Source organism: Streptosporangium sp. NPDC053982 (assembly GCF_055585205.1).
This window is the reverse complement of the sequence record NZ_JBVJKQ010000009.1, coordinates 65,862-79,759: the sequence shown is the minus strand read 5'-3', so window position 1 is coordinate 79,759 and position 13,898 is coordinate 65,862. Positions and strand designations below refer to the sequence as shown.

Annotated in this window: 16 protein-coding genes; 15 read left to right on the top strand and 1 reads right to left on the bottom strand. The window is 70.8% G+C overall.

All coding sequences use genetic code 11. The features are described 5' to 3' along the window. Positions 1-592: 592 nt before the first annotated feature. From ACZ6W9_RS17610 to ffh, 5 genes are all read left to right on the top strand, one after another. Entirely contained in the window at positions 593-3,583 is a 2,991-nt protein-coding gene (locus ACZ6W9_RS17610) for a sensor histidine kinase (RefSeq protein ID WP_389965000.1), read from the top strand. Between the two features lie 43 nt (positions 3,584-3,626). Continuing rightward, positions 3,627-4,040, top strand: coding sequence for a roadblock/LC7 domain-containing protein (locus ACZ6W9_RS17605; RefSeq protein WP_389965201.1), 414 nt, complete (start codon positions 3,627-3,629; stop codon positions 4,038-4,040). Between the two features lie 240 nt (positions 4,041-4,280). Then, positions 4,281-4,589 carry a DUF742 domain-containing protein gene (locus tag ACZ6W9_RS17600; protein WP_389965204.1) on the top strand — a complete coding sequence of 103 codons (309 nt, stop codon included), beginning with the start codon at positions 4,281-4,283 and terminating at the stop codon, positions 4,587-4,589. 10 nt (positions 4,590-4,599) lie between these two features. After that, positions 4,600-5,160, top strand: coding sequence for a GTP-binding protein (locus ACZ6W9_RS17595; protein WP_389965206.1), 561 nt, complete (start codon positions 4,600-4,602; stop codon positions 5,158-5,160). Between the two features lie 83 nt (positions 5,161-5,243). Next, positions 5,244-6,800, top strand: coding sequence for a signal recognition particle protein (gene ffh, locus ACZ6W9_RS17590; protein ID WP_362930716.1), 1,557 nt, complete (start codon positions 5,244-5,246; stop codon positions 6,798-6,800). Between the two features lie 282 nt (positions 6,801-7,082). On the opposite strand, the gene ACZ6W9_RS17585 is transcribed toward ffh, so the two are convergent. Then, a complete protein-coding gene (locus tag ACZ6W9_RS17585; protein ID WP_389965003.1) occupies positions 7,083-7,349 on the bottom strand; it encodes a hypothetical protein in 267 nt (88 codons plus the stop codon). Positions 7,350-7,617: 268 nt separating this feature from the next. Between ACZ6W9_RS17585 and rpsP the strand changes: the two genes are divergently transcribed. The 10 genes from rpsP (at position 7,618) to ACZ6W9_RS17535 (ending at position 13,881) form a co-directional block, all read left to right on the top strand. Beyond that, positions 7,618-8,103 (top strand): 30S ribosomal protein S16, encoded by a 486-nt coding sequence (gene rpsP, locus ACZ6W9_RS17580; protein WP_362930720.1) that lies wholly within the window; start codon positions 7,618-7,620, stop codon positions 8,101-8,103. Between the two features lies 1 nt (position 8,104). Continuing rightward, entirely contained in the window at positions 8,105-8,347 is a 243-nt protein-coding gene (locus tag ACZ6W9_RS17575) for an RNA-binding protein (RefSeq protein ID WP_362930722.1), read from the top strand. Positions 8,348-8,472: 125 nt separating this feature from the next. Then, complete coding sequence (rimM, locus tag ACZ6W9_RS17570; RefSeq protein WP_389965008.1) at positions 8,473-8,988, top strand: ribosome maturation factor RimM; 516 nt, start codon at positions 8,473-8,475, stop codon at positions 8,986-8,988. Positions 8,989-9,001: 13 nt separating this feature from the next. Beyond that, positions 9,002-9,769 carry a tRNA (guanosine(37)-N1)-methyltransferase TrmD gene (trmD, locus tag ACZ6W9_RS17565; RefSeq protein WP_389965011.1) on the top strand — a complete coding sequence of 256 codons (768 nt, stop codon included), beginning with the start codon at positions 9,002-9,004 and terminating at the stop codon, positions 9,767-9,769. A gap of 303 nt (positions 9,770-10,072) precedes the next feature. Beyond that, positions 10,073-10,426, top strand: a complete 354-nt coding sequence (gene rplS, locus ACZ6W9_RS17560; protein ID WP_362930728.1) for a 50S ribosomal protein L19 — start codon at positions 10,073-10,075, stop codon at positions 10,424-10,426. A gap of 159 nt (positions 10,427-10,585) precedes the next feature. Further along, positions 10,586-11,458, top strand: coding sequence for a signal peptidase I (gene lepB, locus ACZ6W9_RS17555; protein WP_389965014.1), 873 nt, complete (start codon positions 10,586-10,588; stop codon positions 11,456-11,458). A gap of 124 nt (positions 11,459-11,582) precedes the next feature. Next, on the top strand, positions 11,583-12,293 hold the full coding sequence (lepB, locus tag ACZ6W9_RS17550; RefSeq protein ID WP_470118624.1) for a signal peptidase I: 711 nt from the start codon (positions 11,583-11,585) through the stop codon (positions 12,291-12,293). Positions 12,294-12,387: 94 nt separating this feature from the next. Next, positions 12,388-13,044, top strand: a complete 657-nt coding sequence (locus ACZ6W9_RS17545) for a ribonuclease HII (RefSeq protein WP_389965020.1) — start codon at positions 12,388-12,390, stop codon at positions 13,042-13,044. Between the two features lie 39 nt (positions 13,045-13,083). Then, on the top strand, positions 13,084-13,407 hold the full coding sequence (locus ACZ6W9_RS17540) for a DUF2469 domain-containing protein (protein ID WP_026215037.1): 324 nt from the start codon (positions 13,084-13,086) through the stop codon (positions 13,405-13,407). Positions 13,408-13,527: 120 nt separating this feature from the next. Beyond that, on the top strand, positions 13,528-13,881 hold the full coding sequence (locus ACZ6W9_RS17535) for a YraN family protein (protein ID WP_389965024.1): 354 nt from the start codon (positions 13,528-13,530) through the stop codon (positions 13,879-13,881). Positions 13,882-13,898: the final 17 nt, after the last annotated feature.

Genomic DNA, 13,898 nt, shown 5'->3' with positions numbered 1-13,898 from the left:
TGTCGGACGGCATGGAGATGGTCCTGGGAGGCATGCGATCGCGGGGGGTATGCCGACCGCCGATCAGAGTAGCGGAGTAGATCAGCAAAATTACAAATACCGGTCCAAAGGACCGAAGCAGACATAGGCCAGCAGGTTTCGCCCTGATTACGAAACGTGGTCGCCACGGTTTACCCAGTGATCACCTTTTTGAGCATAGAGGGAAGGCCGTTCCGAGTTCTCTCCGGCTCTTCCCGCGTAAACCCAGAGTTACTGCCCGATTACCGACGTGATGCGTTGATTCAACCGATACGGCGTATTTTGTACTGTTGGCCGAACTCATCCGCCTGTGCTCCAATAACCCCTACCCCATGGATGCGTCTGCGTCACTCCCATCATTTAGGTGACGCGATCCCCCCCAAGTGGACGATCCGAGGAGAGGCAGCGGAGGCCAGTGAGGACAGCGTCAATTTCCGGCGAGCGCGAATCCAGGCCGGCGGCCACCCGGGGGTTCGACACACAGGAGGCGCCGCCGGGCGGCTCGGCTTCGGACTCCACGGGTGAGGAACCCGGCGGGCGGAGGGGCGGCAGGTTCGCCCTGAAGAACTGGCGCGTGCGCTCGCGGCTGATCGCGATCATCATCATCCCCACCGTGGCCGCGATCGTCCTCGGCGGGTTCCGGGTGGTCGGCTCGATCAACACCGCCGCCGAGTACGAACGTGTCCGCGTCGGCACCGAGCTCGCCGCCAAGCTGAGCGAACTCGCGGACTCCCTGCAGGCCGAACGGGACGTGTCCGCCAGATTCGTCGCGCAGGGGCGCGGCGGAGCGGCCAGGCAAGCGCTGCTGGAGAAGCAGTACCGGATCGTCGACGAGGCCGCCAAGAGTGTGCGGGACCGCATCGGGCTCATCCTCGACAGCGAGGACGCGGGAGGATTCGGCGAGCGGGGCAGGAACGAGCTCACCCAGATGCGCGGCCGCGTCGACGAACTCGCGAGCATGCGCAAGACCGCGACCGACACCCAGCTCCAGGCCGAGCCCACGATCGCCATGTACTCCCGGACGATCACCGACCTGCTGGCCCTGCATGACGAGATCGTCCAAGGCGTCACCGACTCCGACCTCGCGAGCGGCGCGCTCGCGTTCGGCGCCCTCACCAGGGCGAAGGAGCAGGTCTCGCTGGAGCGGGCGAACCTCGCGGTCGCCCTGGCCACCAGGGCGTTCACCCCCGGGACCCTGAACGCCCTGCTGGCGGCCCGTGCTCAGCGCGACAGCGAGCTCGCCACCTTCCGCGCCAAGGCGTCGCTGGCCCATCGCCAGCTTTACGACGACACCGTCAGCAGTCAGGAGAAGGACCGGGCCGCGGCCATGCGCGCACGCGCCCTGGTCCTCGGCCTCCGCAACGAACCGCTGGTCCATGTCGACGTCTCCGGTGCGCGCGCGGGGGACCAGACCACCTGGTTCAACGCGTCGTCCGACGCCATAGGACGCATGCGCCAGGTCGAGAAGCAGGTGGCCGACTCCCTGATCGCGCGGAGCCGTGTCCTGCAGGAGACCGAGCAGCGCAGTGCGCTCATCACCGGTGCGCTGACCGGTTTGCTCCTCATCCTCGTGCTGATCATCACTTCGGTCATGGCGCGCTCACTGGTCAAACCGCTGCGCATGCTGCGCACCGAGGCCCTCTCGGTCGCCGGTCAGCGGCTGCCCGACACCGTGCAGCGGCTGCGGGAGAGCGGTGAGGGCGCCGCGTCCGCGGACGTCCCGCCGATCGGGGTCGACTCCGACGACGAGATCGGTGAGGTCGCCCGCGCGTTCGACGAGGTCCACCGTGAGGCCGTACGGCTGGCGGGCCAGGAGGCGACGCTGCGGAGCAACGTCAACGCGATGTTCGTCAACCTCTCCCGGCGCAGCCAGACCCTCGTCGAGCGTCAGCTCGCCCTCATCGAGAGCCTGGAGCAGGGCGAGCAGGACGAGGGCCGGCTGGGCAGCCTGTTCCGGCTCGACCACCTGGCCACCCGCATGCGCCGCAACAGCGAGAACCTCCTGGTCCTCGCCGGGCAGGAGCCCGCGCGCCGGTGGAGCCAGCCGGTCCCGCTGATCGACGTGGTCCGCGCCTCCCTGTCGGAGGTCGAGAACTACGAGCGGGTCGACCTGCGGATCTCCGGCGGCGTGTCCGTCACCGGCACGGCCGTCAACGACGTCGTCCACCTGATCGCCGAGCTCGTGGAGAACGCGATCTCCTTCTCCCCCCGGGAGACCAAGGTCGTCGTCTCCAGCAACCGCATCGACGGCGGCGGCCTGATGGTCTCCGTCACCGACATCGGCATCGGCATGACCCCGGACGAACTCGCGGAGGCCAACCACCGGCTGGCCAACCCGCCGGTGGTGGACGTCTCCGTCTCCCGCCGGATGGGCCTGTTCGTGGTCGGCCGGCTGGCCCTGCGGCACGGCGTCAGGGTGCAGCTGCGCCAGCAGGACAGCGGCGGCCTGACCGCGATGATCCTGCTGCCCGACTCGCTGGTCTCCCTGTCGGGCGTCCCGGCCAAGCCGGCGACCCCGGTGGACTGGGCCGCGTCCTCGGCGTCCCTGGAGCGGCCGGCGGTGATGGCCAGCCCGACCACGTTCGACACGGCGGCGCCGTCCTCGTTCTCCTCGTTCTCCTCCTTCGACGCCACCCAGCGGCAGCAGCCGCTCGGCTCGTTCGACTCCGCCTGGCAGTTCGGCTCGGCGGAGGCGCCGCGCTCCGCGCCGGGCGGAGACCCGGGCCGGGCGCCGCTGGACACCCCCTGGCCCGGCCACGTGCCGCCGCCCGGATCCGCCTCCGGATGGTCGGCGACCTCCCGGGCCGACGCGCCCGTGTGGCCCGAAGCCTCCGCGCGCGGCGGCGCGCCGGCGTGGCCGGACGCTCCGGCGCGCGGCGGCGACTCCGTCTGGTCCGACACCTCCGCGCGCGGCGGAGACTCGATCTGGTCCGACGCCCCGGTGCGCGGCGGAGACTCGGGCGCCTGGCCCGTCCCGCCCGCCCGGCCCGGAGACTCCGGCGGGTGGCCGCCGGCCGGAGCGGCCGGGCCGTTCGGCCGCCGCGGCCCGGAGGAGGCCGAGAACACCGGCCCGCTGCCGGCCGTCCAGGAGCCCTCGCCCATGGAGGAGGCGAAGGAGGAGTTCCTGCCGATCTTCGCCGCGGTCGAGTCCGACTGGTTCAAGAAGGCCGAGCCCGTGGCGCAGAACCCCGGGCCCGCCCGCGAGCCGGCCCGCGAGCCCGAAGCCGCCGCCACGCCGGACGCCTGGTCCTCGCCCGCGGACGCGGGCTGGCAGGCGGCCAGGGCGGCGGCCGAGCCGACGCTCGGCGGGCTCACCGGGTCCGGGCTGCCCAAGCGGGTGCCCAAGGCCAACCTCGTGCCCGGCACGGTCTCGCCCGACCTGGGCGCCCCGGCCCCCGCTCCCGCGCCCAGGCCCGCCGTCTCCCCCGAAGCGGTGCGCAACAGGCTCGCGAGCTTCCAGAAGGGCGTGCGGCAGGGCCGCGCGGCGGCCAGGGGCGAAGCCGGCGAGGACAGGCCGTATCCGGACTTCGGCCGGGACGTTGAAGCTAACGAGGAGGACCGGTGAGCGAGCTCATCAAGGTCGTCGAGGAGGATGACACGTGCGTGAAATGAGCCAGGCCGCCCGGGGGGTCAATTGGCTGATCACCGACTTCGTGACCAACGTGCCGGGCGTGGCGCACACGGTCGTCGTCTCGTCCGACGGACTGCCGCTGGCGTACTCCGACGGCTTCCCCCGGGACCGGGCGGACCAGCTGGCGGCGGTCGCGGCCGGCCTCATCAGCCTGACCCAGGGCGCCTCCAGGGTCTTCGAGGGCGGCGCGGTCACCCAGACGGTGGTGGAGATGCAGCGTGGGCTGCTCCTCATCATGTCGATCAGCGACGGCTCGTGCCTCGCCGTGCTGGCCGCCGCGGACTGTGACATGGGGTTGGTGGCCTACCAGATGACCCTGCTGGTGGAGCGCGCCGGGCAGGTGCTGACACCCGCCGTGCGCGCCGAACTCCAAGCAGCCCACCCACGGTGATGACGACGACCCCAGGAGGATGCCGTGGCAAGCCGGGACTGGCCGGGTGACGGGGGCCCGCTGAGCGGGCCGCCTTCCTGGTCGATGGACGACCCCCACCGGTCGCATGGGTGGCCGGCGGACGACCCCCACCGGTCACAGGGATGGCCGGCGGACGATCCCCACCGGTCACAGGGGGTGCCCTCGCACGTCGTGCAGCCCCCGCCGGGAGAGCAGAGCTCCCTGGTGCGCCCGTACGCGATGACCGGGGGGCGGACCGCCCCCCGCATCCAGCTCGCCATGGAGGCCCTGGTCTCCTCGGCCACATCCGCACATCATGATCTGTCCAACCGCACCCCGGAGTATCAGGCGATCAGCGCGCTGTGCCGGCAGGTGCGTTCGGTCGCTGAGATCTCCGCGATGCTCCGCATCTCCCTCGGCGTCACCCGGATCCTCGTCGCCGACATGGCGGCCGAGGGTCTGGTGCAGCTGCACCAGCCGCAGCTCGACGCGGGCAAGCCGGATCTCAACCTGCTGGAAAGGGTGCTCAGTGGACTTCGCAGGCTCTAACCCCGGCGGCCTGACCTCGACGAAGATCGTCGTCGCCGGCGGGTTCGGTGTGGGCAAGACCACGTTCGTGGGGTCGGTCTCGGAGATCCTCCCGCTGACCACCGAGGCGGTGATGACCGACGCCAGCGCCGGCATCGACGACCTCGGGCTCACTCCCAACAAGACCACCACCACGGTGGCCATGGACTTCGGGCGGGTCTCGCTGGACCGTGACCTGATCCTGTACCTGTTCGGTACGCCGGGTCAGCACCGGTTCTGGTTCATGTGGGACGACCTCGTCAAGGGCGCCATCGGCGCGGTCGTGCTGGTCGACACCCGGAGGCTGGCCGACTGCTTCCCGGCGATCGACTACTTCGAGGAGGCGGGACTGCCCTTCGTCGTGGCGATCAACGGCTGGGACGGCGGCTACCCGCACGGTGAGGAGGAGGTGCGCGAGGCGCTGACACTGGCCCCGCACATCCCCATCTCGCGGACCGACGCCCGGTCGCGTGACGCGGTGAAGAGCACGCTCATCACGCTGGTCGAGCACGCGCTCACCACGCGGATGGCCGTCCCCGGCTGGGGGCGCTGAGCTCCGGGGCGTCAGTCGTGCCTCCCAGCGGATAGGCTGGGAGGTCGAGTCGCAGACCCGTAGCGCAGAGGCTGGCCAAACACGTGTTCGAGACGCTTTCCGACCGGCTCACATCGGTCTTCTCCTCCCTCCGTTCCAAGGGTCGGCTGTCCGAGGCCGACATCGACGCCACGTGCCGCGAGATCCGCATCGCGCTGCTCGAGGCCGACGTCGCCCTGCCCGTCGTCAGGACGTTCGTGGCCCAGGTCAAGGAGCGTGCCCGCGGTGCCGAGGTCTCGCAGGCCCTCAACCCGGCCCAGCAGGTCGTCAAGATCGTCAATGACGAGCTGATCGAGGTCCTCGGCGGCGAGACGCGGCGTCTCCGCTACGCCAAGAACCCGCCGACCGTCATCATGCTCGCGGGCCTTCAGGGCGCCGGAAAGACCACCCTGGCCGGCAAGCTGGCCCGCTGGCTGCGCGACCAGAACCACGTGCCGCTGCTGGTCGCCGCCGACCTCCAGCGCCCCAACGCGGTCCAGCAGCTCGCCGTCATGGCCGAGCGTGCCGGTGTGGCGGTCTACGCCCCCGAGCCGGGCAACGGCGTCGGCGACCCGATCGCCGTGGCCCGCCAGTCGATCGACCACGCCAGGCGGCAGCAGCACGACGTCGTCATCATCGACACCGCCGGCCGCCTGGGCATCGACCAGGAGCTGATGAAGCAGGCCGCCGACATCCGCGACGCGGTCTCGCCCGACGAGGTCCTGTTCGTCGTGGACGCCATGATCGGCCAGGACGCCGTCACCACGGCCCAGGCGTTCATGGAGGGCGTCGGCTTCGACGGCGTCGTGCTCACCAAGCTCGACGGCGACGCCCGGGGCGGCGCCGCCCTGTCGGTCCGCCACATCACCGGCAAGCCGATCATGTTCGCCTCCACCGGTGAGAAGCTGGAGGACTTCGACGCCTTCCACCCGGACCGGATGGCCTCCCGCATCCTCGACATGGGTGACATCCTCACCCTCATCGAGCAGGCCCAGAAGACCTTCGACGAGGCCGAGGCCGTCAAGATGGCGGGCAAGCTCACCTCGGGTGAGGGCTTCACGCTGGAGGACTTCCTCGAGCAGATGATGATGGTCCGCAGGATGGGCCCCATCAAGAACCTCCTCGGCATGATGCCCGGCATGGGGCAGATGCGCGACCAGCTCGACCAGTTCGACGAGCGCGACCTCGACCGCATCGCCGCGATCATCCGTTCGATGACCCCGGCCGAGCGCGAGAACCCGAAGATGATCGACGGCTCCCGGCGGGCCCGCATCGCCAAGGGCTCCGGCGTGACGGTGACCGAGGTCAGCGGCCTGGTCACCCGCTTCTTCGACGCCCAGAAGATGATGAAGCGGATGGCCGGCGGAATGGGCCTCCCCGGCATGCCCGGCGGCCGCAAGGCCAAGGCCGCGCAGAAGAAGGCCGGCAAGGGGCGCCGGGTCAGCGGCGACCCGCGCAAGGCGGCCCTCGGCAAGAAGGCATCCGGTGGGGCCGACGGCAAGGTCCCCGGCGGCGCCCTCGGCAACCTGGGCGCCGGGCAGCTCCCCGGTCAGCTTCCGCCGGGCCTGGAACTGCCGCCGGGCTTCGACCCCTCCAAGTTCAAGTTCCCGGGCCAGAAGTGAGCGACGGCCGGGACGGTGGCGGCTTCCACGGGCGCGCCCGGTGGATCTGGGTGGTCATCATCCTCGGTTTCATCGCGATGGCGACACTGGAGCTCCTCGGCCTCGGCCCCCGGTAGCGGGCCGGACCACCGGTGAGGAAGGGGGCGGCGGGGGAGACCCGCCGCCCCCTTCCGGTTCCGGCCCCCGGCGCTCGGCGCTCGTGCCCGGAGTCCGGCGGACGACCGTGAGGTCTTTCCGCGCCGAGGGCCCGGCGGGCGGACGGTCGTACGGCGGCGTCCGCGCTCAGGATCCGGCGAGCGGACGGTCGTACGGCGTCGTCGCCAGCGTCAGCAGCACCCGCAGCAGCGACGGCAGGTCGTCCGCCGGCGCGGCCGGCCGTACCGGGGCGGCGCCGGGGGCCGCGGCCCGGACGACCGCGTGGTCCCACCGGCCCCCTCCGGCCGGGGGCGCCTCGCCCGCGGGGGAGGCGGCCCGCATCGTGAGCACGGCGCCCAGCACGGCGATCGACCCGGCGGCGGTGAGCGTCAGAGATCTCAGGGTGGTTGCCACGGCGGCCATTTAGCGCAGCGGCGGGCCCGTCCGGCACGGCGGACACACACGGATTACCGACTCTTGCCCCGGGCTCGCCGTACGGGATGGCCCTTCGGGGCCGGGCACCCCCGCGGGTCTGGCACAATGGCATGTTGGAACACCGTGACCCTGTGGGTGCCCTCTCACCCCCGCGCGGCACGGCCTGTCCCTTGAACGGTCTTCTCCTCGTGCCCCACTCGATGAGATGCCGCTCACCCACGCTTTCGAAGCAGGAGAGACCACAGCAGTGGCAGTCAAGATCAAGCTCAAGCGGCTCGGCATGATCCGCAACCCGCAGTACCGCGTCGTCGTCGCCGACAGCCGCACCAAGCGTGACGGCCGTGCGATCGAGGAGATCGGCCTGTACCACCCGAAGGAGCACCCCTCGCGCATCGAGATCGATGCCGAGCGGGCGGCCTACTGGCTGGGTGTCGGCGCGCAGCCGACCGAGCCGGTGCTGAAGCTCCTCAAGCTCACCGGCGACTGGCAGAAGTTCAAGGGCGAGCCGGCTCCGGCCCCCCTGAAGGTCGCCGAGCCCAAGGCCGACCGCCACGCCGCCTACGAGGCCGCGGCCAAGGAGGCGCTGTCGCTCGACGCCGCCGCCGCCACCACGCCCAAGAAGAAGGCATCCAAGGCCGCCAAGGCCGAGGAGCCCGCCAAGGCCGACGAGGCCGCCGCTGAGACCCCGGCTGAGCCGGCGGCTGCGGCGGAGAAGCCGGAAGGCGAGGCCTGAGGTGCTTGAGGAGGCCCTCGAGCACCTGGTGAAGGGCATCGTCGAACATCCCGGCGATGTCCAGGTTCACGCCCGTCGCATCCGCAGCGGCCGTGTGCTCGAGGTCCGGGTCCACCCCGACGACCTCGGCAAGGTCATCGGTCGCGGTGGCCGCACGGCCAAGGCTCTGCGCACGGTCATGAACGCGCTGGGCGATGGCAAGTACGTCCGGGTCGACCTCCTCGACCTCAACGAGGCCCGTTAGGTCCCGCTCGCACCGAGCGGGACCCAGCGGTGAACGCATATCGAGCGAACGGGCCACCCGCCCAGCGTGGGTGGCCCGTTCGCCTGTCATCACACGAACCACTTGGAACCACTTGGGAGGCGGGCGTGCAGCTTGTCGTAGGCCGGATCGGCCGGCCGCACGGGCTCCGCGGCGAGGTGTCCGTGGAGGTGCGCACCGACGACCCGGAGAGCCGTTTCGCCCCGGGATCCGCCCTCTCCACCGATCCGGCGTCCGCCGGCCCGCTCGTCGTGGAGTCCCGGCGGTGGCACTCGGGGATCCTGCTGGTGAGGTTCCTGGGAGTGGCCGACCGCGACCGGGCCGAGGAGCTCCGCGGCACCATGCTCGTCATCGACTCGGAGGAGATCCCGCCGTCCGAGGACCCCGACGAGTTCCACGACCACCAGCTCATCGGCCTCGCGGTGGTCACCCCCAACCGGGAACGGGTCGGCGAGGTGACCGACGTGCTGCACCACGGCCAGGACCTCCTGGTCGTGCGGCGTGACTTCGGCGACGTCTACGTCCCGTTCGTCAAGGCGCTCGTCCCGGTGGTCGACCTGGACGAGGGCATCCTGGTCGTGGACGCCCCCGAGGGCCTGCTCGACCCCGACGCGGCCGTCTGACGGCCATCCGGACATGCGCATCGACATCATCTCGATCTTCCCCGAGTACTTCGCCCCGCTCGGCGTCTCCCTCATCGGCAAGGCACGCGAGCGCGGCATCCTCGACGTCCACCTCCACCAGCTCCGCGACTGGGCCCACGACGTGCACCGCACCGTCGACGACACGCCGTACGGCGGCGGCCCCGGCATGGTCATGAAGCCCGAGCCGTGGGGGGAGGCCGTCGACGCGGTCCTCGCCGCCGACCCGGACGCGCGGCCCAGGATCATCGTGCCGACCCCCAGCGGGGTGCCGTTCACCCAGCGCCTGGCGATGGACTACGCCGCCGAACCCTGGCTGCTGTTCACCCCGGCCCGCTACGAGGGCATCGACTCCCGGGTCATGGCCGAGTACGGCTCGCGCCTGCGCGTGGACGAGGTGAGCATCGGCGACTACGTGCTGGCCGGCGGCGAGGCGGCGGTGCTGGTGATGGTCGAGGCCGTCGGCCGGCTGCTGCCCGGCGTGCTGGGCAACGCGCGCTCGGCCGTGGACGACTCCTTCGCGCCGGGGGAGATGGAGAACCTCCTCGAAGGCCCCGTCTACACCAAGCCGCCGGAGTGGCGGGGGCACCGGGTCCCGGAGATCCTGCTCTCCGGGCATCACGGGAAGATCGCCCGGTGGCGGCGGGACGAGGCGCTGCGCCGTACCGCCCGGAACCGGGCCGAGCTGCTGGCGGCGCTCGACCCCGAGTCCCTCGACAAGCACGACCGGCGGCTCCTCACGGAGCTCGGCCTGCTTCCCTGAGGGGCCGCGGCCGGTTCCTCTGTGTCCGTTTCGCCCGTTCCAGGTCGTCCGGCCGGTTCCGCGTGATCGTTCCGTGTGGTCATGGTGGTTGATTTCCGGTCGGTCGCCGGGATATGGCAGACTGAAGCGTTGCCGCCGACTGCCTGCAGGCCGGCGCGCTGTCGGGCAGACGGTCCGGCTCCGCGGAAACAGGCGCGGAGGCGGGCACAGACGCATCCATTCCAGTACGCGTGTCCACCGCGACGCCGCCTCACCGCGGCCGGGTGAACCTCCGCGTGCTCGCTCAGATGAGGTACCACTGTCATGCACACGCTGATCAGCGAGCTTGAGAAGTCCACGCTCCGTTCCGACGTCCCGGCCTTCCGCCCCGGTGACACGCTCGAGGTTCACGTCCGAGTGATCGAGGGCAACCGCTCCCGTGTCCAGGTCTTCAAGGGCTTCGTCCTGCGCCGCCAGGGCGGCGGCGCCCGCGAGACCTTCACCGTCCGCAAGGTCAGCTACAGCGTCGGCGTCGAGCGCACCTTCCCGGTGCACAGCCCCGTCATCGAGAAGATCGTCCTGGTGACCCGCGGTGACGTCCGCCGCGCCAAGCTGTACTACATGCGTGACCTGCGCGGCAAGGCCGCCCGCATCCGCGAGAAGCGCGAGAGCCGCTGACGCCTCGCCGCGTCTCCGGCGCCTCCGGCCCGTGTCCCCTCACCGGGGAGGCGGGCCGTTCGCGTCCGTACAGGCTTGACCGCCTTTGAGGAAACGCATGGCATGAGGTAACCGGACTGGCGAACGTCCGGCCCCATCCATCATTTAGGCTCATCACCGATGAGTAGCGAAGACCGGGAGTCCGGCGCAGCCTCGCGTCGACCTGTCGAGGACGAGGTGCACGTGGTCGCCGAAGACACGCAGAAGACCGCCAAGGGTGACGAGGGCAAGAAGAAGGGCTCCTTCTGGAAGGAATTGCCCATCCTGGTCGTCGTCGCACTGGTCCTCGCACTGGTGATCAAGACCTTCGTGGTCCAGGCGTTCTACATCCCCTCGGAGTCGATGGAGAACACCCTCCTGGTCAACGACCGCGTCCTGGTGAACAAGCCGGTCTACCGGATCCGCGACATCGAGCGGGGCGACGTGGTGGTGTTCTCGGGCGTCGACTCCTGGGACGGCGAGGTGGAGATCCCCGAGCCGTCCAATCCCCTGTCGGCGGCCCTCCACTGGGTCGGCGGCGTGTTCGGCATGGTGCCGAACGAGAAGGACTACATCAAGCGCGTCATCGGCGTCGGCGGCGACACGGTCGAGTGCTGCGACGTCAAGGGCCGGGTGACGGTCAACGGCGTCCCGCTGGACGAGAAGACCTACCTCTACCCCGGTGACGTGCCCTCGCGGGAGCCCTTCAAGGTCAAGGTCCCCGCGGGACGGCTGTGGGTGATGGGCGACCACCGCTCGGTCTCCCTCGACTCCCGTTCCCACCTGGGTGACCCCGGCGGCGGGACGATCCCGGTGGACAAGGTGATCGGCCGTGCCTTCGTGATCGTCTGGCCGTTCTCCAGGGCGAAGGTCATCTCGATTCCGGACACCTTCGGCCAGCCGGGCCTCCAGCCGGTCGCCGCGGCGGCCGCCGGGGCCACCCCGCTCCTGGGCGGGTTCGCGCTGGCCACCCCGCTGCTGCTCTGGCGCAGGCGCAGGCGCTCCCGGAGCTGACGGCCCCTTCGGGGCACGGGGACCGTACGGGGGTCCGGGTGCCCTCCGCCCGGCGCGGACGGCCTTTCCGGGCCTTTCCGGGCGGGGAAGCCGCGCGTCCCCGGGGCCCGGTGGCCTTACCCTCATGATTGTGGAACCTGACAGCGAAACGGCGAAGTCCGGCGAAGACGCACCCGGGGACGCGACGGGGAAGGGCACGGCCGGGGACGGCGCGAAAACCGGGACGGGTGCGGCCGGGGACGGCGCGAAGGAGTCCAAGGAGTCCTCCGGCAAGGGCGGCGGCCTGCGCGAGTCGATCCTCCTGATCGCATCCGGTGTGGTGGCGGCGCTGCTGCTGCACCTGTTCGTCGTCGAGTCCTTCTCCATCCCGTCGGAGTCGATGGAGAACACCCTGAAGGACGGCGACCGGGTGATCGTCAACAAGCTGCACGGCGAGACCGAGCGCGGCGACGTCGTCGTCTTCACCGGCTGGCGGGACGAGTACACGATCAAGAGGGTCATCGCGGTCGGCGGGGACACGGTCAGGTGCTGCGACGCCCAGGGGCGGATCACCGTCAACGGCGTCCCGCTCGACGAGAAGGCATACCTGCACCCGGACGACTTCCCCTCGGGGCAGAAGTTCGAGAAGGTCGTGCCGGAGGGGCGGCTGTGGGTGATGGGCGACCACCGCTCCGCCTCGGCGGACTCCCGCTCCCACGAGAAGCAGCAGGGTGAGGGCACGATCTCCGAGGATCAGGTCGTCGGCCGCGCCTTCGCGATCTACTGGCCGTTCTCCAGGGCCACCGTGCTGTCGACCCCCGGCACCTTCGCCCGGACCTTCACCGGTACGCGATAGCGGTACCGAACGGGCCGCACAGGGCGTAACCTCTGCCCATGGTCGCTATGTCTGCCGCGGTGCCGTGACGGGCGCGCTCCGTCCCGCACCCTGTGTGGTCCGGCGCGACTCGGGGCTGTACGGCTACGAGCGGGCCCTGGAGCGTCGCGGGCTGGGGCCGGTGGCCGGGGTCGACGAGGCGGGCCGGGGCGCCTGTGCGGGGCCGCTGGTGGTCGCCGCCGTGGTGCTCGGCCGCCGGATCGACGGCCTGGGCGACTCCAAGCTCCTGACGGCCGCCCGCCGGGAGTCCCTCTACGAGCGCATCACGGCGACCGCGAAGGCGTTCGGCGTGGTGGTGATCCCCCCGGCCGAGATCGACACGCGCGGCCTCCATCGCTCCAACATCGAGGGCATGCGCCGTGCCGTCGCACGGCTGCCGTGCGCCCCCGGCTACGTGCTCGTCGACGGTTTCGCGGTCCCCGGCATGTCCGCGCCGTCCCTCGCGGTGTGGAAGGGCGACCAGGTCGCGGCCTGTGTCGCGGCCGCCTCGATCGTGGCGAAGGTGACCCGTGACAGGATGATGATCGCCCTGCACGAACGTCACCCGGATTACGGTTTCGCCGCGCACAAGGGGTATGGGACCGTGAGCCATCGCCGGGCGCTGGAGAGACACGGCCCGTGCCCGGAGCACCGGTTCTCCTTCGTCACGGTGGCGAGGGCGGAGCCGGGGCGGTCGATGGGCGAGAATGAAGTGGGGGCCGGTGTCGCCTGATCGGGCGGGCCGGGCAAGGCCTTTAACAGGAGGACCGGTATGAGCGCAGAGGATCTCGAGAAATACGAGACCGAGATGGAGCTGCAGCTTTACCGCGAGTACCGTGACGTCGTCGGGTTGTTCACCTACGTCGTCGAGACCGAACGGCGCTTCTATCTCACCAACTCCGTCGACCTGGACGTCCGCACCGCCGAGAACGGCGACGTGTTCTTCGACGTGAAGATGCAGGACGCCTGGGTGTGGGACATGTACCGCCCGGCGAGGTTCGTCAAGAACGTCCGCGTGGTCACCTTCAAGGACGTCAACGTCGAGGAACTCGCCAAGGCGGACCTCGAGATGCCCAAGGAGGGCTTCTCCGGCTGACCCCGGTTCCCGGGGGTTGTCCACAGGCGCGCCCGGTGCCCGTCGTCTGTCCACAGAACCGCGTTCGGTCCTCCGGGGCGGGGCCGGATCAGGCGAAGGTCTGGAACCGGAGGTGGTTCCATGGCCGCGAAACACGAGCTGGGCCGGTACGGCGAGCAGATCGCCGTCGACTATCTGCTGGCTCAGGGCATGCAGATCCTGGATCGCAACTGGCGGTGCCCGGACGGAGAGATCGACGTGGTCGCCCGGGAGGGACGGGCGCTCGTCGTCGTCGAGGTGAAGACCCGCTCGGGTCAGAGCCACGGCACCGCCTTCGAGGCGGTGACCGAGGCCAAGCTGGCCCGCCTGCGCCTGCTGGCGGTCAGATGGCTGGGGGCCGGGCCCCGGCGGTTCGAGTCGATCCGCGTCGACGTCGTGGCGCTGGAGCGGTTCGCCGGAGACTTCGCCATCCGGCACGAGCGGGGGGTGTGCTAGATGCGCACCACGCCGCC

Coding starts and splice junctions, on each gene's coding strand:
- ACZ6W9_RS17605 (WP_389965201.1), top strand. CDS start 3,627: ATGAGCCAGGCCGCCCGGGGGGTCAATTGGCTGATCACCGACTTCGTG.
- rplS (WP_362930728.1), top strand. CDS start 10,073: ATGCACACGCTGATCAGCGAGCTTGAGAAGTCCACGCTCCGTTCCGAC.
- lepB (WP_389965014.1), top strand. CDS start 10,586: ATGAGTAGCGAAGACCGGGAGTCCGGCGCAGCCTCGCGTCGACCTGTC.
- ACZ6W9_RS17535 (WP_389965024.1), top strand. CDS start 13,528: ATGGCCGCGAAACACGAGCTGGGCCGGTACGGCGAGCAGATCGCCGTC.
- trmD (WP_389965011.1), top strand. CDS start 9,002: ATGCGCATCGACATCATCTCGATCTTCCCCGAGTACTTCGCCCCGCTC.
- ACZ6W9_RS17600 (WP_389965204.1), top strand. CDS start 4,281: ATGACCGGGGGGCGGACCGCCCCCCGCATCCAGCTCGCCATGGAGGCC.
- lepB (WP_470118624.1), top strand. CDS start 11,583: ATGATTGTGGAACCTGACAGCGAAACGGCGAAGTCCGGCGAAGACGCA.
- ACZ6W9_RS17540 (WP_026215037.1), top strand. CDS start 13,084: ATGAGCGCAGAGGATCTCGAGAAATACGAGACCGAGATGGAGCTGCAG.